This window comes from Conexibacter sp. CPCC 205762, from assembly GCF_030646155.1.
Classification (GTDB): domain Bacteria; phylum Actinomycetota; class Thermoleophilia; order Solirubrobacterales; family Solirubrobacteraceae; genus Conexibacter.
The window spans coordinates 52,977-78,776 of sequence record NZ_JAUTDN010000028.1 but is presented as its reverse complement, the minus strand read 5'-3'; the positions used below and the strand labels follow the sequence as shown (position 1 = coordinate 78,776).

28 protein-coding genes are annotated in these 25,800 nt (G+C 72.4%); 17 read left to right on the top strand and 11 right to left on the bottom strand.

Going from position 1 to position 25,800, the window contains the following annotated elements; genetic code table 11:
- Positions 1 to 222 precede the first annotated feature (222 nt).
- Positions 223 to 456 (top strand): type II toxin-antitoxin system HicA family toxin, encoded by a 234-nt coding sequence (locus Q7L73_RS19495; protein ID WP_304691852.1) that lies wholly within the window; start codon positions 223 to 225, stop codon positions 454 to 456.
- A gap of 8 nt (positions 457 to 464) precedes the next feature.
- Positions 465 to 725 carry a hypothetical protein gene (locus Q7L73_RS19490; protein WP_304691851.1) on the top strand — a complete coding sequence of 87 codons (261 nt, stop codon included), beginning with the start codon at positions 465 to 467 and terminating at the stop codon, positions 723 to 725.
- Here the strand turns inward: Q7L73_RS19490 and Q7L73_RS19485 are convergent.
- A complete protein-coding gene (locus Q7L73_RS19485) occupies positions 722 to 1,897 on the bottom strand; it encodes a GNAT family N-acetyltransferase (RefSeq protein WP_304715614.1) in 1,176 nt (391 codons plus the stop codon). The two genes, Q7L73_RS19490 and Q7L73_RS19485, sit on opposite strands and share 4 nt — an antisense overlap.
- A gap of 5 nt (positions 1,898 to 1,902) precedes the next feature.
- Complete coding sequence (locus Q7L73_RS19480) at positions 1,903 to 2,463, bottom strand: GNAT family N-acetyltransferase (RefSeq protein ID WP_304691849.1); 561 nt, start codon at positions 2,461 to 2,463, stop codon at positions 1,903 to 1,905.
- A gap of 57 nt (positions 2,464 to 2,520) precedes the next feature.
- Between Q7L73_RS19480 and Q7L73_RS19475 the strand changes: the two genes are divergently transcribed.
- Positions 2,521 to 3,165, top strand: coding sequence for a hypothetical protein (locus Q7L73_RS19475; RefSeq protein WP_304691848.1), 645 nt, complete (start codon positions 2,521 to 2,523; stop codon positions 3,163 to 3,165).
- 13 nt (positions 3,166 to 3,178) lie between these two features.
- Here Q7L73_RS19475 and Q7L73_RS19470 read toward each other — a convergent pair whose 3' ends face one another.
- Genes Q7L73_RS19470 through Q7L73_RS19455 form a run of 4 tightly spaced genes read right to left on the bottom strand, consistent with a single transcriptional unit; the run spans position 3,179 to position 6,771 of the window.
- A complete protein-coding gene (locus Q7L73_RS19470; protein ID WP_304691847.1) occupies positions 3,179 to 4,360 on the bottom strand; it encodes an SDR family oxidoreductase in 1,182 nt (393 codons plus the stop codon).
- Between the two features lie 32 nt (positions 4,361 to 4,392).
- Positions 4,393 to 4,755 carry a hypothetical protein gene (locus Q7L73_RS19465; protein ID WP_304691846.1) on the bottom strand — a complete coding sequence of 121 codons (363 nt, stop codon included), beginning with the start codon at positions 4,753 to 4,755 and terminating at the stop codon, positions 4,393 to 4,395.
- Between the two features lie 19 nt (positions 4,756 to 4,774).
- Positions 4,775 to 6,085: an Nramp family divalent metal transporter gene (locus Q7L73_RS19460; RefSeq protein ID WP_304691845.1), complete on the bottom strand. Its 1,311-nt coding sequence runs from the start codon at positions 6,083 to 6,085 to the stop codon at positions 4,775 to 4,777.
- On the bottom strand, positions 6,082 to 6,771 hold the full coding sequence (locus Q7L73_RS19455) for a metal-dependent transcriptional regulator (RefSeq protein ID WP_304691844.1): 690 nt from the start codon (positions 6,769 to 6,771) through the stop codon (positions 6,082 to 6,084). Before Q7L73_RS19455 ends, Q7L73_RS19460 begins: the two co-directional genes overlap by 4 nt.
- Before the next feature lie 61 nt (positions 6,772 to 6,832).
- On the opposite strand from Q7L73_RS19455, the gene Q7L73_RS19450 reads away from it, so the two are divergent.
- From Q7L73_RS19450 to Q7L73_RS19415, 8 genes are all read left to right on the top strand, one after another.
- A complete protein-coding gene (locus tag Q7L73_RS19450) occupies positions 6,833 to 7,774 on the top strand; it encodes a folate-binding protein YgfZ (RefSeq protein WP_304691843.1) in 942 nt (313 codons plus the stop codon).
- Positions 7,775 to 7,890: 116 nt separating this feature from the next.
- Positions 7,891 to 8,121, top strand: a complete 231-nt coding sequence (locus Q7L73_RS19445; protein ID WP_304691842.1) for a hypothetical protein — start codon at positions 7,891 to 7,893, stop codon at positions 8,119 to 8,121.
- Between the two features lie 335 nt (positions 8,122 to 8,456).
- A complete protein-coding gene (locus Q7L73_RS19440) occupies positions 8,457 to 8,873 on the top strand; it encodes a hypothetical protein (protein ID WP_304691841.1) in 417 nt (138 codons plus the stop codon).
- A gap of 161 nt (positions 8,874 to 9,034) precedes the next feature.
- Positions 9,035 to 9,574, top strand: coding sequence for a MarR family winged helix-turn-helix transcriptional regulator (locus tag Q7L73_RS19435; RefSeq protein ID WP_304691840.1), 540 nt, complete (start codon positions 9,035 to 9,037; stop codon positions 9,572 to 9,574).
- Positions 9,571 to 11,142, top strand: coding sequence for an MFS transporter (locus Q7L73_RS19430; protein WP_304691839.1), 1,572 nt, complete (start codon positions 9,571 to 9,573; stop codon positions 11,140 to 11,142). Before Q7L73_RS19435 ends, Q7L73_RS19430 begins: the two co-directional genes overlap by 4 nt.
- A gap of 46 nt (positions 11,143 to 11,188) precedes the next feature.
- Positions 11,189 to 12,166 carry a magnesium/cobalt transporter CorA gene (gene corA, locus Q7L73_RS19425; RefSeq protein ID WP_304691838.1) on the top strand — a complete coding sequence of 326 codons (978 nt, stop codon included), beginning with the start codon at positions 11,189 to 11,191 and terminating at the stop codon, positions 12,164 to 12,166.
- 90 nt (positions 12,167 to 12,256) lie between these two features.
- Entirely contained in the window at positions 12,257 to 13,513 is a 1,257-nt protein-coding gene (gene ccrA, locus Q7L73_RS19420) for a crotonyl-CoA carboxylase/reductase (RefSeq protein ID WP_304715613.1), read from the top strand.
- 23 nt (positions 13,514 to 13,536) lie between these two features.
- On the top strand, positions 13,537 to 13,896 hold the full coding sequence (locus tag Q7L73_RS19415; protein WP_304691836.1) for a hypothetical protein: 360 nt from the start codon (positions 13,537 to 13,539) through the stop codon (positions 13,894 to 13,896).
- Here the strand turns inward: Q7L73_RS19415 and Q7L73_RS19410 are convergent, their stop codons facing one another.
- Together Q7L73_RS19410 and Q7L73_RS19405 are read right to left on the bottom strand one after the other, a co-directional pair.
- On the bottom strand, positions 13,897 to 15,462 hold the full coding sequence (locus tag Q7L73_RS19410) for an adenylate/guanylate cyclase domain-containing protein (protein ID WP_304691835.1): 1,566 nt from the start codon (positions 15,460 to 15,462) through the stop codon (positions 13,897 to 13,899).
- A gap of 35 nt (positions 15,463 to 15,497) precedes the next feature.
- Positions 15,498 to 16,676: a CdaR family transcriptional regulator gene (locus tag Q7L73_RS19405; protein WP_304691834.1), complete on the bottom strand. Its 1,179-nt coding sequence runs from the start codon at positions 16,674 to 16,676 to the stop codon at positions 15,498 to 15,500.
- Between the two features lie 85 nt (positions 16,677 to 16,761).
- Here Q7L73_RS19405 and Q7L73_RS19400 point away from each other — a divergent pair, with 85 nt between their 5' ends.
- Together Q7L73_RS19400 and Q7L73_RS19395 are read left to right on the top strand one after the other, a co-directional pair.
- Positions 16,762 to 17,682 (top strand): acyl-CoA desaturase, encoded by a 921-nt coding sequence (locus tag Q7L73_RS19400; protein ID WP_304691833.1) that lies wholly within the window; start codon positions 16,762 to 16,764, stop codon positions 17,680 to 17,682.
- 124 nt (positions 17,683 to 17,806) lie between these two features.
- Positions 17,807 to 19,057, top strand: a complete 1,251-nt coding sequence (locus Q7L73_RS19395) for a hypothetical protein (protein ID WP_304691832.1) — start codon at positions 17,807 to 17,809, stop codon at positions 19,055 to 19,057.
- Position 19,058: 1 nt separating this feature from the next.
- On the opposite strand, the gene Q7L73_RS19390 is transcribed toward Q7L73_RS19395, so the two are convergent.
- Positions 19,059 to 19,346: an ATP-dependent Clp protease adaptor ClpS gene (locus Q7L73_RS19390; RefSeq protein WP_304691831.1), complete on the bottom strand. Its 288-nt coding sequence runs from the start codon at positions 19,344 to 19,346 to the stop codon at positions 19,059 to 19,061.
- Between the two features lie 14 nt (positions 19,347 to 19,360).
- Positions 19,361 to 20,242, bottom strand: coding sequence for an MBL fold metallo-hydrolase (locus Q7L73_RS19385; protein WP_304691830.1), 882 nt, complete (start codon positions 20,240 to 20,242; stop codon positions 19,361 to 19,363).
- A 70-nt stretch (positions 20,243 to 20,312) separates the two neighbouring features.
- On the opposite strand from Q7L73_RS19385, the gene Q7L73_RS19380 reads away from it, so the two are divergent.
- Entirely contained in the window at positions 20,313 to 22,337 is a 2,025-nt protein-coding gene (locus tag Q7L73_RS19380; protein WP_304691829.1) for a protein meaA, read from the top strand.
- Between the two features lie 14 nt (positions 22,338 to 22,351).
- The gene (locus Q7L73_RS19375) at positions 22,352 to 23,317 is read left to right on the top strand and encodes an ArgK/MeaB family GTPase (RefSeq protein WP_304715612.1); all 966 of its coding nucleotides are present in this window, start codon (positions 22,352 to 22,354) and stop codon (positions 23,315 to 23,317) included.
- Between the two features lie 47 nt (positions 23,318 to 23,364).
- On the opposite strand, the gene Q7L73_RS19370 is transcribed toward Q7L73_RS19375, so the two are convergent.
- The gene (locus Q7L73_RS19370; protein WP_304691827.1) at positions 23,365 to 24,057 is read right to left on the bottom strand and encodes a hypothetical protein; all 693 of its coding nucleotides are present in this window, start codon (positions 24,055 to 24,057) and stop codon (positions 23,365 to 23,367) included.
- Positions 24,058 to 24,195: 138 nt separating this feature from the next.
- On the opposite strand from Q7L73_RS19370, the gene Q7L73_RS19365 reads away from it, so the two are divergent.
- Positions 24,196 to 25,518 (top strand): glycerophosphodiester phosphodiesterase family protein, encoded by a 1,323-nt coding sequence (locus Q7L73_RS19365; protein ID WP_304691826.1) that lies wholly within the window; start codon positions 24,196 to 24,198, stop codon positions 25,516 to 25,518.
- Positions 25,519 to 25,613: 95 nt separating this feature from the next.
- Complete coding sequence (locus Q7L73_RS19360; RefSeq protein ID WP_304691825.1) at positions 25,614 to 25,775, top strand: hypothetical protein; 162 nt, start codon at positions 25,614 to 25,616, stop codon at positions 25,773 to 25,775.
- The last annotated feature ends 25 nt before the right edge of the window (positions 25,776 to 25,800 follow it).

The window sequence follows — 25,800 nt, the reverse complement described above, 5'->3', positions numbered from 1 at the left end:
CTCATCCGGCGTATGCAGATGCGCCCGATGCGTCGAGAACGCACAGTACTTGCAATAGCACTGGCAGGAGCGCGACAGCGAAAGCGTCAGATTGCGGCTGAAGGTGACCCGGCGCGCCATGAGCGGTGGAGTCTAGAACGCCGCCCGGCCACTTGGCTTCGATAAGCGACGAACTACCGCGCCCGGGGGCGAATCGCCCCGTGTCTGGCCCTCAAGGCCGGCATGGACGACTTCCCCTCGATGAAGGCGAAGGCGCTGCTGGCGATCTTGACCCGCGACCCGCTCGGCTACCGGATCGTCAGGCAGCGCGGTTCGCATCGGCGGCTGCGCGCGCCGGGCCGGCCACCGGTGCAGTTCGCCTGGCACGACAGAGAGACGTTGGCACCCGGAGAGGTACGCGCAGTGCTCACCAGATATGTCGGTCTTGACCGGCGCGCCGCTCTCGATCTACTGTGAGGAACAAGATGCCGGAATTCAGATTTGTGCACACCTACCATCCCGGCGTCGGCTGGGGCTTCCGCTGCGACGAGCGCCGCATCGGCGGCGGCTCCGAGCACCGACCGCATGACGGCCTCGCCGGCTCGCGCCGCGAAGCTGAAGCCGTCGCGTGGTTCGTGCTCGAAGGCGACGCCGAAGAACTCGGGCAGCCGCTGCCACGGCCCGAGGACGTGCGGATCATGCACGTGCTGGAGACGCCCGCCGCGGTGTCCGCGCCGGCCGCTTAGAGCGGCTGGACGGCGACCATGCGGCAGAGGTCGCGGAAGCCGAGCGCGCGGTAGAGGCGTTCGGCGACCGCGGTCGATGAGAGCGTCGCGGTCGTGCAGCCGGCGGCGGCGGCGTCGGCGAGCAGCCGCGCGACGACCCGGCCGGCATGGCCCTGGCGGCGCGCCTTCGGCAGCGTCGCGACGAACGACAGCGCGCAGTCGTCGCCGTGGCGGGTCGAGACCGCCGCTGACAGCGCCCGCCCCGCGTCGTCGCGCACGAGGTACGCCCGCGCCCGCTCCGGCCACGCCGGCAGCAGGTCGGCCTCGACCTCGTTGAGCACGCAGATCTCAGCCGTCTCGACGACCGCCTCGACACCGCCCGAGCACGCCGCGCGCGCTGCGTCCCGACCCGCGACGTCGGCGCCCGCACTTGCCGCCGCGCGCGCTGCGTCCCGACCCGCGACGTCGGCGCCCGCACTTGCCGCCGCGCGCGCTGCGTCCCGACCCGCGACGTCGGCGCCCGCACTTGCCGCCGCGCGCGCTGCGTCCCGACCCGCGACGTCGGCGCCCGCACTTGCCGCCGCGCGCGCTGCGTCCCGATCCGCCGCGTCGACGCGCGCACTGCCCACCGCCTCCGTGCCCGAGCCGCGCGCTGTGTCGGCAGCGGGAGCCGGCAACTGCGCGAGCATCGCGACGGTCGTGGCGGCGGTGCGCCAGCCGTGGGCGGCGCAGGCCTCCAGCGCGGCGCGGTCGTCGGCGCGCAGCCACAGCCCGAAGCGGGCGACGCCCGCGCGGGCGTAGGCGTGCCGCAGCGCAAGCAGCGTCGCGTCCGGGTCGGCGGCGTCGCGAGCGAGCAGGGCGTTGTTGAACAGCGCGCGCGTCGGCGAGGCCGGGAAGATCGCCGCCATCGCCTCGCCGACCGGCTCGATCGACGCGCACGGCGCCCGCGTCGCGAACGCCGCCCAGCGCCCGACGAGGCTGGCGGCGAAGCGGTCGTACGCGGCGCGTTCGTCGCCGGCTCCGTCGGCCGGCGGGATGGGCGGCGCGCCGACCTCTCCCGGCGCCGCGGCGGCGGGCGGAGCAGCGGCGGGCGGCACGGGCGGCGCGGCGGCGGACGGCGCAGCGGCAGGCGGCACAGCGGCGGGCGGCGCGGCGGCGGGCTCGACGGCGGGGTCCTGGGCGTCGGGCGGCATGGGCGTCAAGTATGCGACGACGCGCCAGCGCCGTTCATCCACCGGGGCGGTGACAGCTCGACCATGCGGCCGAGGTCGCGGAAGCCCGCGCGTGCGTAGAGCGGTTCGGCGACGGCGGTCGCGTGGAGGGTCGCGGAGGTGCAGCCGGCGGCGACCGCGTCGGCGAGCAGCGCCGCCAGCAGCCGCCGCGCGAGCCCGCGCCGACGGGCCGCCGGCGCGGTCGCGACGAAGCCGATCTCGCAGTCGCCGTCGAGATGGAACGCCAGCGCGCCCGACAGCACCTGCCCACCATCGCGAAGGACGAAGCCGCGCGCCGCGGGCGGCCAGCCGTCGAGCAGGTCGGCCGTGGCGCCGTTGAGCGCGAACAGCTCCGCCGGCTCCGCCAGCCGCTCGACGCCCGCCCCCATCCCCCTCCACGTGGGGATCGATGTGAGGTCAGCCGCCATCGCGCGGGTCCACTCGGTCTGCTGCCAGCCGGCCGGCCGCATCCTCGCGCCCGGCGCGCGCTGCGCCAGCGCCGCCCAGGAGGCGAGCAGGCTGCGGTCGACGAGCGCGAGGTCGGGCATCGCTCCATTCTGGGGGAAGGCCGGATCGGCGCGCGTCCTGCCATCCTCCCCTGCCGCATGGTCCGTCTCCGCCCGCTCGCAACCGCAGCTGCCGTCGCCGCGCTCGCGCTCGCCGGCTGCGGGAGCGTCGGGGACGACCGGCCGGAGGTCGACGCGACGATCGTGCTCGACGGGCCGCCGCAGGCGTACGACGCGCCGATCGCCGCCGCCGCGCAGCGCGACTTCGACGGCGCCGAGGGCGTCCAGCTGAGGATGCGGAGGCCGAGAGGCGCCGACGAGGGGATCCGCGCGCTGTTCAGACGCAGAGCCGACTTCGTCGTGATCGACGCCGACCGCCTCACCGCCAACCCGAGACTGGTCGGCGTGATGGCGCTCGTGAACGCGCCCGACGGCGACCGCGCGCCGCGGATCGTGCTCGCCACCTCGCGCGCCCGCCTCGCCGAGCAGCCGAACGTCGCGAAGGCGACCGTCGCCGCGATCCTGCGCGGCTACGAGCAGACGCAGGTCGACCCCGAGAGCAGCCTCAGCGACCTGCAGACCGAGTTCGAAGGCCTCGACCGCACCGCCCTGACCGCCCAGTACGAGGCGGTCGAGCAGCAGCTGTTCCCGCCCGGCCGGCCGCTCGGCGCGCTGCCGCAGGGCGACAGACGCTACGACACGACCGTCGTCGCGAACGCGTCGAAGACGACGCACCCCTCCTGAGCGGGGGGGCGCATCAGCGCGACAGCGCCCAGCGCACGAGCCCCGGCGCGACGACGCGCAGCGCGGCGGCGAGCGCGTACGGGCGCGGGACGTAGCGCTCGGCCTTGCCGCCGGGGCCGGCGTCGACGATCGCGTCGGCGACCTTGTCCGCCGTCGAGACGAGCCAGCGGGTGTGCGGCCTGTCGACGAGCGCTCTCTGCGGGAAGCCCTCGGTCGCGACGAAGCCCGGCAGCACGAGCCCGACGTGGACCCCGTTGCGCTTCTCCTCCAGGTGCAGCGAATCGGTCCAGCCGGCGAGCGCGAACTTGCTCGCCGAGTAGGCGCCGCTCTTGGCGCGGCCGACGCGGCCCGCGGTCGAGGCGACGTTGACCAGCGACGACGGCGCGGAGGCGCGCAGCAGCGGCAGCAGCTCCTCGCTCAGCCGCACGACGGCGTCGAAGTTGAGCGCCATCGTTCTGCGCACCTCGGCGTAGCCGTTGGTCGCGAACGAGCCGCCCCAACCGGCGCCGGCGTTGTTGACGAGCAGGTCGAGCCGGCCGCCGTGCTCGCGCTCCAGCAGCTCGCGCACGCGAGCGGGCGCGTCGTCCTCGGTCAGGTCGACGGCGAGGACGGAGGCGCCGCCGAGCTCGCTCGCGAGCGCCTGCAGCCGCTCCTCGCGCCGCGCGACCAGCACCAGCGTCCAGCCGCCGTCGCGCGCGAGCCGCCGCGCGGTCGCCTCGCCGATGCCGCTGGAGGCGCCGGTGATCAGCGCCACTCTCCCGCCCGGCCGCCGCGCGGGGGTGGCGGCGGGCGCGGGCTCGGCGGGCGCGGGCTCGGCGGGCGCGTCCGCATCGACCAGTCTCGTCACCAGCGCCGCGCCCTCGCGGGCGTAGCGCGAGCGGGCGACGATCAGGTCGAACGAGGCCTCCTCGGCGAGCGTGCGGACATCGCTCTCGACGTGCGAGTAGAAGGCGACGAGGCGGACGCCGTCGAGCAGGCCCTCGGCGCGCAGGCGGCCGATCAGCTCGACCCGCGACGGCGCCTCGGCCGTCAGGTCGGCGACGATCGCGCGCGGGCCGGCGTGGCCCTCCGCCAGCCAGGCGCGCAGCGCGTCCTCGTCAGCGGCCAGCGACGCCTCGTGGCCGCCGGCGGTCAGTCTCGACACGACTCTCGAACCGAACAGCAGGTCCGGCACGAGCGCAACGACCTTCGCCATCGGACAGCCCTCCTCTGTCCGCGCCGCAGCCTCTACTGCGCGCGCAGCTTCTTGAACTCGTCGCGCACGGAGTACGGACGGCCCCACATCTGCGTCACCTCGACACGACCCGCGCGCGTCTCACGCAGCGCCAGCTCGCCCTTGATGCCGGCGTCGTCGAGCAGTCTCAGCGCGCCGTGGACGGCCGGGACCGCGGCCGCGTGGCCGAAGCGGTGCGCGACGAGCAGCCGCCAGTGCCAGTCGTGTCTCGAGTACGGCTGGGCGTTGCACGTCACCAGGTAGGTGGCGGCATCGACGTAGCGGGTCTCGTCGAGGATCCGCAGGTCGAGCTCGAGATCGGTCCAGTCGTCGGGCAGCGAGTCGACGATCTGCTGGAAGGTGTCGGCGAGGCTCATGCCCGCGAAGGTTACCCGTCTAGCCGAAGAACGTCTGGTAAAGCAGGAAGACGTTGAGGACGACGATGGCCGCTGCCAGCGTGCCCGCGATCGCGGTCGTCAGGCGGCGGTTGACGAGCGTCCCCATCACGTCGCGGCTGCGCGTCAGCAGGATCAGCGGGATGACGGCGAACGGGATCCCGAACGACAGCACCACCTGGCTGATCACCAGCGCGCGCGTCGGGTCGAGTCCGAGCGCGAGCACGATCAGCGCCGGCGACATCGTCACCAGCCGCCGCAGCGCGAGCGGGATCGTGCGGTTGATGAAGCCGGACATGATCACCTGGCCGGCGTAGGTGCCGACCGACGAGGAGGCGAAGCCGGAGGCCAGCAGCGCGAGCGCGAAGGCGAGCGCGGCGCCGCCGCCGATCAGCGTGTCGAAGCCGTCGTAGGCGCCTTCGAGCGTGTCGAGGTCCGGCAGCGCGGAGCCGTGGAACAGCGACGCCGCGATGATCAGCATCAGCATGTTGACGATGCCGGCGATCGACATCGCGATCACGACGTCGACCGTCTGGAAGCGGAAGAGGCGGTGGCGCTCCGCGTCGTTGGCGACCGGGATCCGCTTCTGCGTCAGCGCCGAGTGCAGGTAGATCACGTGCGGCATGACGGTCGCGCCGAGGATGCCGCAGGCGAGCAGGACCGAGTCGCCGCCGGCGAAACCGGGCACGAGGCCGCTGATCACGCCGCTCGCGTCGGGCCCGACCTTGAGCGTGTCGTAGAGGAAGCCGAGCAGGATGATCGCGAGCATCCCGCCGATCGCGACCTCGAAGCGGCGGTAGCCGCGCGACTGCAGCGCGAGGATCGCGAACGCGACGACGGCGGTCATCAGGCCGGAGACGAACAGCGGCACGCCGAACAGCAGGTTGAGCGCGATGGCGGCGCCGATGAACTCGGCCATGTCGGTCGCCATCGCGATCAGCTCGGCCTGGATCCAGAGGCCGAACGAGGCCTTCTTCGGCAGCCGCTCGCGGCACAGCTCGGGCAGGTTCTTGCCCGTCGCCAGGCCGAGCTTCGCCGACAGCGTCTGGATCAGCATCCCGATCAGGTTGGCCGCGACGATCACCCACAGCAGCGTGAAGCCGTAGCTGGCGCCGCCGTCGATGTTGGTCGCGAAGTTGCCCGGGTCGACGTAGGCGATCGCGGCGACGAAGGCCGGGCCGAGCAGCGGGACGATCCCCTTCAGTCCCCTGCGCGCGCGGATCTGCTCGAGCTCGCTCGGCGGCGTCAGCGCGGCGGGGCCGGCGGCGTCGGCGTCGGCGGTCGCGACCGGCGGCGGGGGCGGCGGCGTCACGCGTCGACCTCGACGCGCATCGCCTGCGCGAGCGCGCCGCCCAGCACGTGGATCTCGCCGGCGCCGTGGAAGCGGACGAACAGCGGCCCGTCGCCGAACGGCTGCTTGTCGATCACCTCGAAGCGGTCGCCGGGGCGGATGCCGCGCTCGGACAGGTAGCGCAGCATCGCCGGGTCCTGATCGGAGATGCGCGTGAAGGTGCCGGCGGCGCCGGCGTCGAGCGTCGCCATGCTCTCCCCCGGCCGCTCCTCGATCGTCAGCTCGCGCGTCGGGATCGGGTCGCCGTGGGGGTCGTGCGTCGGGTGGCCGAGCTTGGCCGCGATCAGCTCCTCCAGCTCCTCGGAGATGTGATGCTCGAGCACCTCGGCCTCGTCGTGGACGCGATCCCACGGCAGCCCCAGCGACTCGGCCAGGAACTGCTCCAGCAGGCGGTGGTGGCGCAGCACCTCCAGCGCGACCTTGCGGCCCGGCTCGGTCAGCGCGACGCCCTTGTAGGGGACGTGCGTGACGAGCCCCAGCTCGTCCAGCTTGCGCACCATCGCGGAGGCGGAGCCGGCGGTGACGCCGAGCCGCTCGGCGAGCGCGTTGGTCGTGACGGCGCTGCCGCTGCGCGTCTCCAGGGCGTAGATCGCCTTGGCGTAATCCTCGACTGCGGACGAGTGCGGCTGCGATGCGGGGCTGACCATGAGTGAGATTATGGCACGCCAAAAACTCGGTTGCGCGATTGGCGCCACTACAGTCGGATGGATGAGCACGACCGAGCAGCTGAGCGAGGACCAGCGCGCCGTCCGCGCGGGCGCCGGCCTCGTCGACCGCTCCGAGCGCGGCAAGCTCGCGCTGACCGGCGCGGAGACGAAGAGATTCCTGCAGGGCCAGATCACCAACGACGCGCTGGCGCTGGCGCCCGGCGACGGCATCTACGCCGCCTTCCTGACGGCGAAGGGCAAGATGCTCGGGGACCTGCGCGTGCTCGACGCCGGCGACGAGCTGCTGCTCGACACCGAGCGGGTCGCCCTGCAGGAGCTGTTCAACATGATCCGCCGCTACTCGCTCGGCTTCGACGTCGAGCTGCACAGACGGACGATCGAGCGCGGCCTGCTGTCGCTCGTGGGCCCGCGCGCGCGTGAGATCGCGGGCGCCGACGGCCTCGCCGCGCAGGAGCACGCCAACGCCGCCGCCGACGTCGACGGGATCCCGGTGCGGCTGATCGCGACCGACCTCGGCGTCGACCTCTGGGTCGACTCCGCCCAGACCGAGGCGCTGAAGCAGGCGCTGGTGGCGCGCGGCGCGCTGCCGGTCGCCGAGCAGGCGGCCGAGATCGTGCGCGTCGAGCAGGGGCGGCCGCGCTACGGCGTCGACCTCGACGACGCGACGATCCCGCAGGAGGCGGGCCTGAACGAGCGCGCGGTCTCCTTCACGAAGGGCTGCTACGTCGGCCAGGAGACGGTCGCGCGGCTGTTCTACAAGGGCAAGCCGAACCGCCACCTGCGTGGCCTGCGGCTGTCGCAGCCGCTGCCGAGCGGGACCGAGCTGACGCTCGACGGCAAGCGCGTCGGGGCGCTCGGGAGCGTCGTGGAGTCGCCGCTGCACGGACCGATCGCGCTGGCGCTGGTGCGGCGCGAGGCGCAGCCGGGCACGATCGTCCAGGCCGGCACGGCGACCGCCGAGGTCGTCGAGCTGCCGTTCTAGAACATCGCTGGCGCACCGCATCCATACGGCTGGACACCTGTTCCGTCGTGTGACGACGGCTACCCTGGGTAAAGTGTCCTCAGCACGGGGGCACCATCGAAGGAAGGAGGCGCCCGATGACGACGTTCGCAGCCGACCACGACACGGACCGCCAGCTCAGAGAGCTGGACGACCGCATGCGCACGGCGTGGGATGACTACCGGAACAGCACCACGGAGCTGGCCGGCGTCGAGTACGAGGACGCTGAGCTGATCTCGTGGGAGCGCCTGCAGCAGGCGCTCGACGACGTCGCCTCTGAGCGGCAGCGCCTCTCCGGCGCCGTCCGCGAGGACGACTCCGACCACTGACCCGGACGGTCTTCGCAGAGATCCCACCGCCCGGCGCTCCCGCATCCGTTCCAGGGATGCGGGAGCGTCGACGCGTTCGCGCTCGCCCCTGCGCGTGAGCGTTCTCAGCTGATTCGCGTCACAGATTGCGCCCAAGTGGCACGCAGTCTTCGAGACGATGACGGACTCGCCAGAGATAACTGGTAAATCGCAGATGCCGCATGTGACAGCTGCCACGCTGCTCGCGATTGACTGGTCAGTCGGCTAAGGTTCCGCCACCGCCGCCGGGCGTACGTCGCCAGGGCGACGGGCACCGGTGGACGGACCGGAAGCGAAGAGGGAGACTCAGGGCCACGATGCGCAAGCGGATGGTGGGGGCGATCAGCGTCGCGATGCTCGTCGCCGGCTGTGGGGCGTCCGACGACTACGCCAACAAGGAGCGGCCGCCGAGCCCTGTGAACGTCTCGGTCGCCGTCACCGACGCGCGCGTGACCGTCACCCCGGCGAGACTGGGCGCCGGCCCTGCGATCGTGACGATCAGCAACCAGAGCGCGAGACCGCGCGACCTGAGACTGGCGCCGCCCGACGGCTCCTCCAGCGCCTGCCTCGACGCCGACGCCGCCAGCGGCCCGATCAACCCGATGGGCACAGCGCGCCTGTCGGTCGAGTTGACCGAGGGCGAGTGCGTCCTCTCGGCCGGCGACGCCAGACCGGCGCACCTGACGGTCGGCGCCCTGCGCCCCAGCTCGCAGAACAGACTGCTGCTGCCGTAGCGCCCGGCGCGGGCCTCCGACGCGCCCACCGCCGCGCGCTGCCGCCGCCGCGGGCCGCGTGTCAGTGCCGGCGCGGACGCGCCGGGCCGAGCCGGCGCGGACTTGCGCCACAACAATGATTGCTCTTGCGCAAGCAATCATCTCGTGCGATACTTGCATGCGTGCAAGCAAGCTCGACATCGACCCCGCCGGCAGCTGACGCGTCCGCGACGCAGGCGCTCCCCGCGACCTCCGCGTCGCCGCACGACGTCGCGCGCGACATGTACGCGATGTTCTTCACGCTCAACCAGCGTGTCGCGCGCGACCTCTTCCAGATGCTCAGCGACATGGGGCTGTCGATCACGCAGTTCAAGCTGCTGCACTTCCTGCTGCGCGACCCGACCGGCGACGGCATGAGCGTGAAGGCGCTCGGCGAGCAGTTCAGCCTCTCGCTCGCAGCCGCCAGCCGCGCCGTCGACGGCCTCCACCAGCGCGGCTTCGTGACGCGCGCCGAGTGCCAGGAGGACCGCCGCAGCAAGCGCGTCCGGCTCACGCCCGCCGGCAGAGACGCGATCACCGAGCTGCACGCCACCAACATCGCGCTGCTCGCAACTTTCACCGCCGAGCTGACCGACGACCAGCGCCGCGCGCTGGCCGACGCGATCGCCCCGCTGCTCGGGATGCTCGACCTCGAACCGTCGAAGGAAGGCCCCTCCGCATGACCGCTCGCATCCGCGCACTGTCGCTGACCGAGGAGAACCGCCGCTGGTGGACGCTCGGAGCGATGTGCTTCGCCCTCTTCATGCTCATGCTGGACAACACGGTCGTCAACGTGGCGCTGCCGTCGATCCAGGAAGACCTCAAGGCCGATCTCGCCTCGCTGGAGTGGACGATCAACGCCTACACGCTGTCGCTGGCGGTGCTGCTCGTCGTCGGCGGGCGGCTCGGCGACATCTTCGGACGCCGCAGGATCTTCCTCGCGGGCGTCTCCGTCTTCGCCCTCTCCTCCGCCGCGATCGGCCTCGCCCCCAACGACACGCTGCTGATCGTCGGCCGCGCGATACAGGGCGTCGGCGCGGCGATGATGATGCCGGCGACGCTGTCGATCGTCACCAACGCCTTCCCGCCGGAGGAGCGCGGCCGCGCGCTCGGCACGTGGGCCGGCGTCTCCGCGCTCGCGCTCGCGATCGGCCCGGTCGTCGGCGGCTTCCTGACCGACTACGTCTCGTGGCGGGCGATCTTCTTCCTCAACCTGCCGGTCGCCGTCGCGGCGATCGCGATGACGCTCTTCTCGACGCGCGAGTCGCGCGACGAGACGGTCGGCCGCTCGATCGACTACGCCGGCATCGTCGCGCTCACGGTCGGCCTCACCGGCCTCGTGCTCGGCTTCATCGAGGCCAACCGCTGGGGCTGGGGCTCGACCAGAATCATCGGCCTGTTCACGCTCGCCGTGATCGCGCTGATCTCGTTCGTCGCGATCGAGCGCCGCGTCAGAAACCCGATGGTCGACTTCAGCGTCTTCAGATCGCGCCAGTTCGTCGGCGCCAGCAGCGTCGGCTTCATCGTCTCCTTCGGGATGATGGCGGTCTTCTTCTTCACCGCCCTCTACATGCAGAACATCCTCGGCTACTCGGCGCTGGAGGCCGGCGTCCGCTTCCTGCCGATGACGCTGATCCTGATCGTGATGGGCCCGCTCGCCGGCCGCCTGACCGACCGCATCGGCCCCAAGCCGCTGCTCGTCACCGGCATGACGATCGTCGGCATCTCGCTGATATGGCAGTCGTTCCTGACCGCCGACACCGGCTATGGCTTCCTGCTGACGCCGTTCGTCCTGCTCGGCATCGGCATCGGCCTCGTGATGTCGCCGATGACGACCGCCGCGATGAACAGCGTCGACCGCCAGAAGGCCGGCGTCGCCTCCGGCGTGCTGTCGATGGGCCGCATGGTCGGCTCCAGCTTCGGCGTCGCGATCTTCGGCGCGATCGTCGCCGGCGTCGGCCAGTCGAAGCTCGACGAGGCGCTGCCGGCGCTGCCGCAGGGCGTCCGCGACAGACTCGCCGAGTCGCTCGGCGGCGGTGGCGCGACCGGCGGCCCCGAGCGGATCGTCGCCGCCACGCACGACGCCTTCATCGCCGCCTTCGGGACAGGCATGAAGATCAGCGGCGTGGTGGCGCTGCTCGGCGCGGGCGTCGCGATGGCGCTGATCTCCAGCAAGAAGCCCGCCGCCCCGCAGACGCAGCCGGCGAAGGCCGCCGAGGCGGAGCTGGCGGCGGAGGCGGTCGGCGCCTGAGGAAGGTGCCGGCCGGACCCGCCGGGGGACGTGCGACGCTGACGGCGTGCACATCCTCGACGCGATCGACGAGCAGCTGATCGAGCGGCTGCTCGTCGAGAGACACTTCTTCTGGCTCGACGTCGTCCATCCCAGCGACGAGCAGCTGTCGTGGCTGGGCGAGCGGTTCGGCTGGCATCCGCTCGCGATCGAGGACACGCGCGAGTTCAGACAGCGGCCGAAGCTCGACCGCTACGGCGACCACATGCTGCTCGTCTTCTACGGCGCGCAGCCGATCGACTCGCAGCACAGACTGCTCGAGGTCCCCGACGAGGAGACCGCGCGCAGAAAGCTCGTCGAGGTCCACCTGCTCGTCAGCGGCAACTGGGTCGTGACCGTGCGGCGCGACTGGTGCGGCGCGGTCGACGACCTGCGCGCGCGGATGAGAAAGGAGCGCGAGCCGGAGAGCGAGAGCTTCGTCATCTACCGCATCCTCGATGCGCTGACCGACACCTTCTTCCCGCTGCTGGAGGCGATCGACGACACGATCGACACGCTCGAGGACGCGATCATCCTCGACGCGACCGACAGACAGCTGCAGGGGATCTTCAAGCTCAAGCGCGCGCTCGCCGCGCTGCGGCGGATCGTGACGCCGCAGCGGGACCTGGCGCAGCGCGCGATCGAGGACATCAACGACCTGCCCGGCCTCGACGTCGGCACGCGCGACTACTTCCGCGACGTCTACGACCACCTGATCCGCGTCTCGGACCTGGTCGACTCCTACCGCGACCTGCTGACCGGGCTGATGGACGTCTACCTGTCGACGGCCTCCAACCGCATGAACCAGGTGATGAAGCAGCTGACGCTCGTCTCGACCGTCTTCCTGCCCGTCACCGCGCTGACCGGCTTCTTCGGGATGAACTTCGGCTGGCTGGTCAGGCACATCGACAGCGTCTGGAGCTTCATGGTCTTCGGCGTCGGCGGCGCGGCGGTCGCGGCCGTCGGGCTGTTCATCTGGTTCAAGCGCGCGAGATTCTTCGACTGAGCCGACGCCGCGCCGCTCCGCGAACCGGCGTTCATGTGAACGCGCCGGTGCAACCATCACGGCCCGTCCACGAGTGGGAATGAGGTCTTTGTGGCTGTTGACGTGAGCCAGATCGCGACGGTCGACACCGAGCCGGGCACGCTGCCGGCGACGATGACGGCATGGGTCATCCGCGAGGAGCGGCTCGGGGAGCCGGTAGACGCGTTCCAGCTGGAGGAGATCGAGACGCCCGAGCCCGGTGCGTTCGAGGTCGTCGTGCGCGTGATGGCGGCCGGCGTCAACTTCAACAACGTCTGGGCCGCGCTCGGCGAGCCGATCTCGGTGATGAAGTACGGCGACCACCCCCAGTACGGCCACCACATCGGCGGCTCCGACGCCTCCGGCATCGTCTGGAAGGTCGGCGACGGCGTCACCCGCTGGAAGGCCGGCGACGAGGTCGTGATCCACTGCAACCAGGCCTCCTACGAGGACGTCGAGGTCCACGGCCTCGACCCGCTGGCGGCGCCGTCGCAGCGGATCTGGGGCTACGAGACGACCTGGGGCTCGTTCGCCCAGTTCACGAAGGTGCAGGCGCAGCAGCTGCTGCCCAAGCCCAGACACCTGTCGTGGGAGGAGGCCGCCTCCTACGGCCTCACCTACTTCACCGCGTACCGCATGCTGATCGACCAGGCGCAGCTGCAGCCGGGCCATCGCGTGCTGATCTGGGGCGCCGCCGGCGGCCTCGGCGTCTTCGCCACCCAGCTCTGCAAGATCGCCGGCGCGCAGTCGGTCGGCGTCGTCTCCTCGGCGGAGAAGGGCGAGCTGGTCAAGCAGCTCGGCGCGGTCGACTACATCGACCGCAACGACTACATCGGGATGATGCGCAAGGGCGGTGAGACGCCCGAGGAGGACAAGGCCCGCTTCAAGGAGTCGCGCCGCTTCACCAAGGCGGTCGAGGAGAAGCTCGGCGGAGCGCCGGACATCGTCTTCGAGCATGTCGGCAGAGCGACGTTCCCGACGTCAGTCCTCGCCGTCAAGCCGTTCGGTAAGGTCGTCATCTGCGGCGCGACATCGGGCTTCCAGCTCGACTTCGACGTTCGGTACCTCTGGATGAAGCAGAAGCAGATCATCGGCTCGCACTTCGCGAACGCCTGGGAGGCGACGAAGGCCAATGAGCTGATCGAGCAGAGCCTCGTCCGGCCGGTGCTGTGGCAGACGATGGGCTTCGAGAAGGTCGCGGACGCCCATCAGCTTCTTCGAGACAACAAGCACCTCGGCAAGATCGCGATCCTCGTCGGTGCCACCGCCGAAGGTCAGGGCAAGACCGCCGACGGGCCGGGTGCGATCCGAGCAGAGGTGGGTGCGTAGCGCACCCACCAGGAGGGTTTCCAATGGCCGGTGTCGTTCACATCCCCTGGTACGCGACGCTCTTCCGCAACGACAGATTCGCGGAGGCGCTGCAGGACGTCGCCCCGATCGCGATCAGATACGGCGCGAGCGAGGTGCAGATCCATCAGTCCCGCGACGACCGCTACAGATTCGACCACATGTGCTGGTTCGACTCGAGAGCGGCGTGGGAGCGCTTCTGGGAGAGCGACGAGATGATCCGCTTCCGCGCCAGATACTCGGGCTGGTACCAGGTGCCGGTCCTGTACGTCTGGCAGGACGTGATCGCGCGGATCGAGGTCGAGCCGCAGGCCGAGACGGCCGCCGCGCCCGCCCCGGCCGCGTCTGAGGAAGCCGCCGCCTAGTCAGGAAGTCGCAGGCGACGCCAGCTGCGTGGGTGCCGAGCGCCCGCGCAGCGTCGCCTCGCCGTCGAGCCGCCAGCGCTCGCGCTCCGGTCCCGTGACCCGCGCGAGCGCCGCGCCCGACGCCAGCACCCGCTCGGGGCTTCTCTTCGCGAGGTCGCAGAGCCGCGCCGCCTCGTTGACCGGGTCGCCGATGACGGTGTACTCGAAGCGCCGCTCGGCGCCGACGTGCCCGGCGACCGCGTCGCCCGCCGCGACGCCGATCCCCGCCGACAGCTCCGGCAGCGTCCGCAGCCGCACCGCCAGCTCGCGCGCCGCCCGCAGCGCCTGCTCCTCCTTGCCGGGCAGCTCGATCGGCGCGCCGAAGATCGCCAGCGCCGCGTCGCCCTGGAACTTGTTGATCCAGCCGCCGCAGCGCTCGACGACGTCGACGACCTCGGCGAAGAACTCGTTCAGCAGCGCGACGACCTCCTGCGGCGGCCTGCGCGACGCCAGCGCCGTCGAGCCGACGAGGTCGACGAACAGGACCGCGACGTCGCGCGTCTCGCCCCCGAGGCTGACCTCCTGCTCCAGCGCGCGCCGCGCGACCGCCTCGCCGACCTGGCGGCCGAACAGGTCGCGCATCCGCTCGCGCTCGCGCAGCCCGGCCGCCATCGCGTTGAAGCCGACCTGCAGCTCCCCCACCTCGCTGCCGTCCCAGACGCGCAGCTCGACCGCGTAGTCGCCCTCCTCGACGTGCCGCAGCGCGCGCCGGATCGCGACGATCGGGTTGACGGTCGCGTAGACGGCGAAGAGCGAGGTGAGCGCGCCGAAGACGAGCGCGATCGAGCCGAGCACGACGATCGCGACCGCCAGCGAGGTGACGGTGATGTCGACGTTCGTGAAGGCGACGATCCCGATCAGCACCAGCCCGACCAGCGGGACGGCGGTGCCGAGCGTCCACGAGAGGATCCAGCGGGTCGCCACGCCCGGCACGCCGCGCCGCTCCGGCGGGCCGTGCGCGAGCGCGCGGGCGACGATCGGCCGCAGCGCCAGCTCGGCGAGGAAGTAGGCGAACGAGGAGGTCGTGAGGCCGCCGAGCAGGACCGTCATGCCGACGCCGAGCCCCAGCAGCGGGTCGGCGAAGAGGCCGTCGAGCAGGCCGAAGGCGAGCGCGGCGGCGATCCACAGCGCGGCGGTCACGCGCGCGACGCGCAGCGGCGCGCGCAGGATGTGGCGGCGCTCGGCGGCGTCGGCGCGGCGGTCGCTGCGCAGCCAGCGCTCGGTGCCGTGCCGCCCGCCCTCGACCACGCGCCGGCCCCAGAAGACGCCGACGACGAGCGCGAGCGTGACGTAGACGCCGGCGAGGCCGAGGTTGAGCGCGATCACCGTGCCGCGGTCGTCGATGTCGTTGGGCTTCGGCAGCGCCAGCAGCGCGAAGGCGACGACGACGAGCGTGCCGATCGCGTTCGCGAGCACGATCGCGGCGATCGTCAGCCAGCGGGCGCGGCGGCCGACGGTCGTGCCCGGCAGCGTCGGGCTGCCGACCAGCCACGGATGCCCGACGACGCTCTCCCACCACCTGCGCATGGCGAGGATCCTGACGGGCGCGTCGGCGGTGCGCGCTACAAGAGCCCGTCGGCGCGCAGCGCCAGCTCCAGCTCGAAGCGGGCGGCCGGCTGCTCGAGCGCGTCGCCGAACAGCTCTCTCAGCTGCCCGAGCCGGTAGCGCGCCGTCTGCGGGTGGACGTGCAGCCGCTCGGCGACGAGCTGCAGCCGCCCCTGCTCGGCGAGCCAGGCGGCGAGCGTCTCGGTCAGGCGGGCGCGCGGACCGTCGGGCAGCGCGGCGAGCGGCGCCAGCCGCGCCCGCACCAGCTCCTGCGCGAGCCTGCGGTCGCTGCGCAGCAGCAGCGCGGCAGCGTGGTCGTCGGCGCGGATCACGCCCCTCTGCCGCACCACGCCCTCCTCCACGAGCGCCAGCACGGCGCGGGCGCGCAGCAGGCTGACGGCGGCGTCGCGCCACGAGACGGCCGGGCCGAGGGCGGCGTGGAGCCGCCCGCCGACGGCGCGCGCGAGCTGCTGCGCGCGGTCGCTGCGAGCGGGGTCGGGGATCACCGCGACGACGACCTCGCCGACCAGCTCGACGATCGCGTCGGCCGGCAGCCGCGGCACGACGCGCGCCCGCTGCTCCTCCGCGAAGACGAGCACCGCGACCTCCTCGGGCAGCCGCCACTCGGCCTCGCGGGCGGTCTCCTCGACGTCGAGCGGGTCGGCCGGCGGCGTCCGCACGAGCATCCGCACGAGCCGCTGGCGGCGGGCGGAGCGCTCGCCGGCGGCGGCCGACTGCTCGGAGGCGTAGCCCTCGGCCGACTTCGCCGACAGCTCGTCGATGTAGACGAAGATCGACTCGGCCAGCTCGAACAGCGTCGCCGGCGGCAGGCCGGCCTCGGCGCCGAGCGAGGCGAAGCGGCGCCAGGCGACGCGCGCGCCGACGCGGTAGGCGCTCAGGAGCGTGTCGAGCGAGCGGCCGGCGCGCATCTCGCCGCGGCCGAGGTCGACGTAGACGCGCGCCCGCGGCAGCTTGCCGCCGGTGCCGAGCCCGTCGACGAACTGGCGCAGCGCCTGCTCGACGCCGGCGATCAGGCCGCGGCCGAAGGGGCCCTCCAGCCGGCGCGCGTACGGCGGCACCTCGACCCGCACCGCCTCGATGATCTCCTGCGCGACGCCCGGCAGCTCCGGCCGCAGCGCGGCGGCGACAGAGGGCGGCAGCGCATGCCAGGGACGAAGGATCTCCGAGGTCGTCATTTGTAGAGATCGTACAAAAACGCCTGCACGAGACGTTGCCGCCAGACGAGGACAGGGGGTCTGATTCGTCCTAGGGTCCAAAGCCATGACCCGCCCTGCCCGTCTCTACAACCTCCTCGCGGTCTTCCTGCCCGTCCTTGGCATCTTCGCGGCGATCGTGCTGCTGTGGAACAAGGCCGTCGGCTGGACGGACATCGCGATCATGGTCGGCTTCTACCTCTTCACCGGCTTCGGCGTGACGATCGGCTTCCACCGCCTCTTCACCCACCGCTCCTTCGAGACCTCCGAGCCGGTCCGCGTGCTGTTCGCGATCGCCGGCTCGATGGCGATCGAGGGCAGCGTCATCACCTGGGTCGCCGACCACCGCAAGCACCACGCCTTCTCCGACGAGGACGGCGATCCGCACAGCCCCCACCTCGGCCACGACGGCGGCCTCAAGGGCGCGATCCACGGCCTCTGGCACGCGCAGGTCGGCTGGCTGATCGACGGCGACCACCACGGCCGCGCCTCCGCGCACCGCTACGCGCCCGACCTGATCAGAGACAAGCCGATCCGCTGGGTCAACCGCACCTTCCCGCTGTGGGTGCTGCTGTCGCTGCTGCTGCCGGCGCTGTTCGGCTTCGTCCTCACCGGCTTCGACCCGATGGGCGCGCTGACCGGCTTCGTCTGGGGCGGCCTCGTGCGGATCTTCCTGATCCACCACGTCACCTGGTCGGTCAACTCGATCTGCCACTACTTCGGCCGCCGCCGCTTCGAGACCGACGACAAGTCGACGAACAACATCTGGCTCGCGATCCCGTCGCTCGGCGAGGCGTGGCACCACAACCACCACGCCTTCCCGACCTCCGCCTCCCACGGCCTCAAGCGCTGGGAGAGACTGGCCGACCCGTCGGCCGTCGTGATCTGGGCGATGGAGAAGACGCACATCGTCTGGAACGTCAGAACGGTCAGCGAGGAGAAGCAGCGCAGCAAGGAGAAGGACCGGGAGCTGGCGCCCGCCGGCTGAGCCGCGCTTCGACGCGCGCGCCGCAACCTTGGGGCGAGCCGTCGGTTCTCATCCGTACGATGTCTGCATCCGTCGCGATCGGGTACCCCGGTCGCGACGCTTCTTTTCTCCCCCCTTCATGCGCTTGAACCGTCTCCCCCTGATCGCGCCGCTCGCGCTTGTCGCGACGCTGGCTGCCTCCGCCCCGGCGTTCGCCGGCGGCGTCGTCGCCTACGACGACGACACGTTCGTCTACCACGGCGACGGCATCGAGCCGATCAACGTCGTGATCTCGCTGGTCGACGGCGGTGAGACGATCCGCCTCGACGAGCGCGGCAGCCGCATCTCCGCGCCCGCGCAGTGCACGGTCAGCAGAGACCGCTACCGCGCCGACTGCCCGGTCGAGTACGTCAAGCCGGCCGATCCGGCGCAGACCGATCCGGTGAGAACGACCGACCCGGCCACGCCGGTCGACCCGCTCAGACCCGTCGATCCGCTCAGAACGACCGAACAGCTGCTGCAGGTGAAGCGGCTCGACGTCCGCACCGGCAACGTCGGCGGCGACGTGCGCGTGAAGGCGAATCTGCCGGCGACGATCGTCGGCGGCGACGGCGACGACCTGCTGATCGGCGGCCCCGCGGACGACAGGATCAGCGGCGGCCGCGGCCAGGACGTGATCGGCGGCGGTGGCGGCGACGACGTGCTCGACGGCGGCGCCGACAACGACCTGATGACCTACGTCGACGTGATCGGCAGCGACGGCGCGCTCAGCCCGCGCAAGACCGCGGTCAAGGTGCGGCCGAGCGTCAAGGGCGGCAGCGGCGGCGCGGGCGAGCGCGACACGCTGCGCAACTTCGAGCAGTTCGAGGGCGGCGACGGCAACGACCGCTTCGAGCTGCGCGACGGCCGCCCGCAGTCGATCGCGTGCAACCGCGGTCGCGACACGGTCATCCTCGACCCCCGCGACGACGCCGCGATCGACTGCGAGAACGGCGAGATCGGCCCCGCCGGCAGCACCCGCATGACGACGCCGACGCTCGTCTTCCCCTTCCCCGGCCGCGACGACAGCGACCGCAGCAGCTTCAAGGTCAAGCCGGTGCTGAAGCTGCAGGGCGGCGCGGTCGTCGTGACCGTCCGCTGCCAGATCGCGATCGGCCTGCTCGCCGCCGACGGCCCCGGCTGCGCCGGCACGGTGCGGCTGACGCGCGCCGGCGGCTTCGACATGGGCAAGCGCACGATCTCGCTCGCGCGCGGCAGACAGATGACGTGGCGCGTGCCGCTGACCGCCTCGCGCTCGCTCGCGCGCCGCGCCGGCGGCCTGCCGGTGACGCTGACGGCCGTGCCGTCACGCGGCGCCGGCGTGCGCCGCGACCTGCACTTCACGGTGAAGGGCTGAGTCAGCCTTGTTCGAGCGGGGCCATCGTCAGCCCCGCTCCCTGCAGCTGCTCCCAGTACAGCTCCGCGACCTCCTTCATCCCCGACCAGACGATCGCCTGGCCGGAGTTGTGGATGCGGTCGGCGATGCTGTAGCCGATCGGGACCGTGACGCCCGGGATGTAGCGCGCGAGCGTCATCGCGACGTGGTCGAAGGTGTTGTGATCGTCGTTCTTGACGATCACGCGCCAGTTGCCGCCGAGCCCGCTGCCGGGCCCCTGGACGCGCGGCTTCTCGATCGTCTGCCCCATGGCTTCACCGCACCTTAGCGCGACCCGTCGGGGACGCTCGCGTCAGCTGCCTCGCGCTCGGCGCGCTTGCGCCAGTAGCGCTCCAGCCCCATGAACAGGTGCGACGGCGGGACCGCCGCCTCGTACGCCTGGACGGTCGCGGGACCGTCGGCCTCGCGCTCGATCGTCGAGCGGACGGCGTTCTCCAGCAGGTCGGCGTCGCCGCGGCGGGCGAGGCCGGCGAGGTCGCGCAGCGACTGGCGCGTCGCGTCCAGCTGCGCCGCCGCGTCCTCGACCGCGCCGAAGTGGGTCAGGCCGAGCGAGGCCGGTCTCCAGTCGCCGATCAGGTCCAGCGACGCCTCCCACTTCTCGACGTCGACGTCCGGCGGCGGCGTCGGCGCTATCACGAGGTCCAGCGGCGGGATCCGCACGCCGGCGACGTCGCCGACGAAGGCGCGGCCGCTCTCCTCGTGCAGGTAGGCGACGTGGTGGGAGGCGTGGCCGGGCGTGTAGGCGACGCGGATGCCGCCGGCGAGGTCGAGCGTCTCGCCCCCGCTGAGCGCGTGCACCTGCTCCTGCGGGACCGGCAGCACGTCGCCCCACAGCCGCTGCATGTTGTCCTCGCCGTAGAGGCGCCCGGCGCTGTTCATCAGCTTCGACGGGTCGATCACGTGCGGCGCCCCGCGCTCGTGCACGTAGACCTCGAGGTCGGGCCAGCGCTTGACGAGCGCGCCGGTCGCGCCGGCGTGGTCGAGGTGGATGTGGGTCAGCAGCAGCGCACGCGGGCGCCAGTCGCCGAGCGCCTCCAGCAGGGTCGGCAGCGCTGGTTCGGGGCCGGGGTCGACGATCACGTCGCCGACCTGCCAGGCGCAGATGACGCGCTCGATCCCGAGATGGTTGACGTCGATGGCTCGCATGTTCAGAAGGCCTACCCGTGGCCGGTCGAATCGGGGTCCGTTGAAGGGGGCGAACCCTACTATCGGGTGGATGAGCGGAAAGCATCGCCTTCCTGAGAGAGACCGTCCGTGGATGATGCGGACCTACGCCGGCCACTCGACGGCGGCGAAGTCGAACGAGCTGTACCGCCGCAACCTGGCCAAGGGCCAGACCGGTCTCTCGATCGCCTTCGACCTGCCGACGCAGACCGGCTACGACGCCGATCACGAGCTGGCGCGCGGCGAGGTCGGGAAGGTCGGCGTGCCGGTCGCGCACAAGGGCGACATGGCCGCCCTGCTCGACGGCATCCCGCTCGACAAGATGAACACGTCGATGACGATCAACGCGACGGCGGCATGGCTGCTGGCGCTCTACATCGTCACGGCGGAGGACACCGGCGTCGACCAGGCGCTGCTGCAGGGCACGACGCAGAACGACATCATCAAGGAGTACCTCTCGCGCGGGACGTACGCCTTCCCGCCCGGCCCCTCGATGCGGCTGATCGCCGACATGGTCGCCTACACCGTCGAGGAGGTTCCGAAGTGGAACCCGATCAACATCTGCTCCTACCACCTGCAGGAGGCGGGCGCGACGCCGGTGCAGGAGATCGCCTACGCGATGTCGACCGCGATCGCCGTCCTCGACGAGGTCAGAGCGCGCGTCGCGCCGGAGCTGATGGGCAGAGTCTTCAGCCGCATCTCGTTCTTCGTCAACGCCGGCGTGCGCTTCATCGAGGAGCACGCGAAGCTGCGCGCGATGGGCAGGCTGTGGGACGAGCTGGGGCGTGAGCGCTACGGCGTGCAGGACGCCAAGCAGCGCCGCTTCCGCTACGGCGTGCAGGTCAACTCGCTCGGGCTGACCGAGGCGCAGCCGGAGAACAACGTCCAGCGGATCGTGCTGGAGGCGCTCGCCGTCACGCTCGGCCGCGACGCGCGCGCCCGCGCGCTGCAGCTGCCGGCCTGGAACGAGGCGCTCGGGCTGCCGCGGCCGTGGGACCAGCAGTGGTCGCTGCGGCTGCAGCAGGTGCTCGCGTACGAGACCGACCTGCTCGACTACCCCGACATCTTCGAGGGCTCGATCGTGATGGACGGGCTCGTCGGCGAGCTGCTCGACGGCGCCCGCAGAGAGATGGCGATCGTCGCCGAGCACGGCGGCGCGGTCGAGGCGGTGCCGTACATGAAGGCGGCGCTGGTCGAGTCCCACCGCGAGCGGATCCGGCGGATCGAGTCGGGCGAGATGAAGGTGATCGGCCAGAACGTCTACACCGAGACCGAGCCCTCGCCGCTGACGGCCGACAACGACGGCGGCATCATGACCGTCGACGCGGAGGTCGAGCAGCACCAGCGCGAGGCGGTCGCCGCCTGGCGCGCAGCCCGCGACCAGGCCGCGGTCGACGGCGCGCTGGCGGAGGTCGCGCGCGTCGCCGCCGGGGACGAGAACATCATGCCGGCGACGATCGCGGCCGCCCGCGCGGGCGCGACGACCGGCGAGTGGGCGCAGACGCTGCGCGACGCCTTCGGCCAGTACCGCGGGCCGACCGGCGTCGGCGAGGCGGCCGGCGCGGGCGTCGACGACGACGCCGCGCTGGAGCAGATCCGCGACGAGGTCGAGCGGCTCAGCGAGGGGCTCGGCCGGCGGCTGAAGATCCTCGTCGGCAAGCCTGGCCTCGACGGCCACTCCAACGGCGCCGAGCAGATCGCCGTCGCCGCGCGCGACGCCGGCATGGAGGTCGTCTACGAGGGGATCCGCCTGACGCCGGCGCAGATCGCCGCCTCCGCGCTGCAGGAGGGCGTCCACGTCGTCGGCCTGTCGATCCTCTCCGGCTCGCACCGGGAGCTGATCCCGGACGTGCTCGACGCGCTCAGAGAGGCCGGGATCGGCGAGGTGCCGGTCGTCGTCGGCGGGATCATCCCGCCGGCCGACGAGCAGGCGCTGCGGGCCGCCGGGGTCGCGGCCGTCTACACGCCGAAGGACTTCAACATCACGCAGATCATGCGCGACATCGTCGGGATCGTCGCCAGAGGCTCCGCTTCCGATAGCGAGAGCTCGCCTGAAGGCTCGCTCTCGCAGCGTTAGCCTTCTCCGTCGTCGTGAGTGTGGACGTCGAAGCTCTGGCGGCGCGGCTGCGCGACCGCGACGTGACGGTCGCGCCGGCCGTGCTCAACCTCGTCGAGTCGCGCGCGCCGCGCGACCAGGCGGCGATCGCGGCGCTGCTGGCGGCCGTCGCCCCGGCCGCGCTCGGGCACGAGGCGCCCGCGCACGTCGTCGGCGTCACCGGCCCGCCCGGCGCCGGCAAGTCGACGCTGCTGTCGGCGCTGCTGCGGGGCTGGCGCGAGCGCGGCAGATCGGTCGCCGTGCTGGCGGTCGACCCCTCCTCCAAGCGCTCCGGCGGGGCGCTGCTCGGCGACCGCGCGCGGATCGCCTTCGACCCCGCCGACCGCGACGTCTTCATCCGCTCGATGGCGGCCGGCGAGCGGCTCGGCGGCCTCGCCCCCGCGACCCGCGCCGCCGCCCACGCGCTCGCCGCCGCCTTCGACGTCGTCGTGATCGAGACGGTCGGCGTCGGCCAGTCGGAGACGGAGATCGCCGAGGTGGCGGACACGGTCGCGGTCGTCGTCCAGCCCGGCTCGGGCGACGCGCTGCAGTTCATCAAGAGCGGGATCATGGAGATCCCCGACGTGCTGATCGTGACGAAGGCCGACCTCGGCCAGGTCGCCGTCCGCGCCCGTCGCGACCTGCACGCGGCGCTGCGCTCGCTCGGCGCGCGCGACACGGCCGTCGTCGCCGTCAGCTCGCTGCCGCCGGTCGACGGGATCGACAGACTGCTCGATGCGCTCGACGCCCACCGCGCCGGCAGCGACGTCGCCGCGCGCCGGCTGGCCGCCCGCCGCCAGCACGCGCTCGCCGACTTCGCCGAGGAGCACGGCGCGCGCGGCCTGCGCGCCGTCGGCGGCCGCCGCGCCGCCGAGAAGTGGCTGGCGGCGCAGCAGGCCGGGCTCGACGTGCCGTCACTGACGCGGCTGCTCGAAGCGCGCGCCGCGTCAGCGGACGGCTAGAGCAGCCAGTCGGGCCGGACGCAGCTCGGGATCGGCTCGCTGCTCCCTCACCCCTCCGCCGCGACGACGTCGAACTCGGCCTCCGCCATCAGCCCGGCGATCGTCTCGGCGTCGGCCGGCACCACCATCGGGACGCCTGAACCTCTCCATCTGGCTCCGCCGAGCCGCTCGACGCCGTAGCCGTACCCGCCCTGGAGGCAGGTCGGGCCGGTGTTCGTGTACGTGATTCTCAGCGTCTCGCCGATCGTCATCACAGTGCGATCGCCGGTCAGCGTCGCTCTCGCCTCCCACGGCTCCACCAACGGGCAGCTCGGTGGCTGGGGCGGCTGCGGCGGCTGCTGCGCGGTTCTCTCGGCTCTGCGCGGCGGCGTCGCGATCGTCAGGCGGCGCAGCGTCCGTCTGGCGACGGCGGCGGTCAGCAGGTAGCGCGCCGTCACCGTCTGCGGCAGTCTCGCGACGAAGCTGCCGCGCCGCAGCGTGCGGCGCTTCACCAGCCGCGGCGTGCTCGTGTCGGTGCGCAGCAGCCGCACCGTCACCGGCGCCGATCTGCGCCGCAGCGATCTGACCGCGACGCGCACCGTCGCGCCCGGCGCGAGCGTCACCCTCGCCCGGCTCGCCGGCCAGTCGATGCTGACGCCGGCCTGGCGCTGCGTCGTCGGTGCGTGCGGGGCGGCGGAGGCCGCGGCGGGAGGCGCCGCCGCGACGACGGCGAGCGAGAGGAGCAGCGCGGGACGGATCATGGTGCTGGCGGTGACGAGCGAACGGGCGCATCGACGCGCTTGTTCACGCGATTTCACGTCTCGACCGGAGATCGCTGTCGCGGCGGTGCTCGTTACAGTCCGGGGCCCATCGTCACTTTCATCGGAGGAGATCGACGCGTGAGACGAGGAAGGCACGTCCTCGGCCTGGTCGTCGCTGTCGCGGCCGCCTGCGCGCTGCCGGCGAGCGCCGGCGCGGCAGGCAACCAGTGGCTCGGCATGCGGGTCCTGAACCAGATCCACCAGGGCGGCGAGAACGAGGCGCCGTCCAACACCCTGTTCGCCTACCACGACGGTCTCGCCAAGGGCGGAGACATGATCGAGCTCGACGTGCACGCGTCGAAGGACGGTCAGCTGGTCGCGATCCACGACGACACCGTCGACCGCACGACCGACGGCACGGGCGAGGTCGCGGGCAAGACGCTCGCGCAGCTGCGCCGGCTCGACGCCGCCTACAACTTCGTCCCCGGCGAGAACGCGGTCGCCGGCCGGCCCGCGAGCGCCTACCCGTACCGCGGCGTCCGCAGCGGCAGGAAGAAGCCGCCGGCCGGCTTCGACACCGAGGACTTCCGCATCCCGACGCTCGCCGAGGTGCTCGACGCCTACCCGGACGTCCCGGTCAACGTCGAGATCAAGGGCAGAACGCAGGAGGAGAAGTTCCGCGTCGCCGACCTGCTCGCCAGCTTCCTGAAGGGCGCCGGCCGCAGCGACGTGATCGTCGTCTCGTTCGACCAGGCGGCGATCGACCGCTTCCACGCCGCCGCGCCGCGGATCGACGTGGCGGCCGGCGTCGCCGGGATCTCCGGCTTCCTGCTCGGCGGCCAGCCGCTGCCGAGCGGCACGAAGGCGCTGCAGATTCCGATCACCTACCAGTTCGGCGCCACGACGCTGCAGATCGTCACGCCCGAGTACGTCGCGAAGGCGCACGCGGCGGGTGCGGCCGTGCACGTCTGGCTCGACAAGTCGGAGGAGAACGACGCGGTCTACGGCACGCTGCTCGACCTCTGCGTCGACGGCGTGATGACGGCCGAGCCGACCAAGTTCGAGGCGTTCCTGCAAGCCCGCAGAGCGCCCCGCCTCGGCGGCCAGGGCGGCAGCGACAGATGCCCCGCGCCGACCAGGCAGAAGCCCGGCTGCCGCGTCACCGTCTCCAAGCTCGTGCGCACGCCGGCCGGCGGCGTGACGGCGCGGCTGGAGCGCCACGGCGACCTGCGCGGCCGCTGCACGGCGACGATCGCGGTCAGATCGCCGGCGCGCAGAGGCGCGCTCGCGCTCGCGAGCGGCCGCGTCACGGTGCCGGCCGGCCGGATCGCCGCGCTGACGCCGCTGAAGCTGACGAGAGCCGGCCGCGCGACGGTGCGCGGCGGCAGAGCGCTGACGCTGACGGCGACCGTCAGAGCGCGCGTCGCGCAGACGCGCACGCGCCCGCTCGCCGCTCGCTGACCCGGCTCCGAGAGGCGCCCGCGCACGCGCGGGCGCCTCTCGCCGGTCGCGCGGCCGCGCAGCACCGCGCCGCGCCGTCCGTCAGACTTCGGCGCGTGCTTCGCGACCTCGCCGTCCTCGTCGCCGTCTTCGTCGTCGTCAGCGCGATCGCCGGCCTCGCCGGCGCCGCCAACCTCGGCACCGCGCTGACGTTCGGCACGATCGCCTTCGCGACCGTGCTCGTCGGCATGATGCTGTACAGAGACCGCGACGCCTGAGCCGGCGCATCCTGGCCAGCCGGCC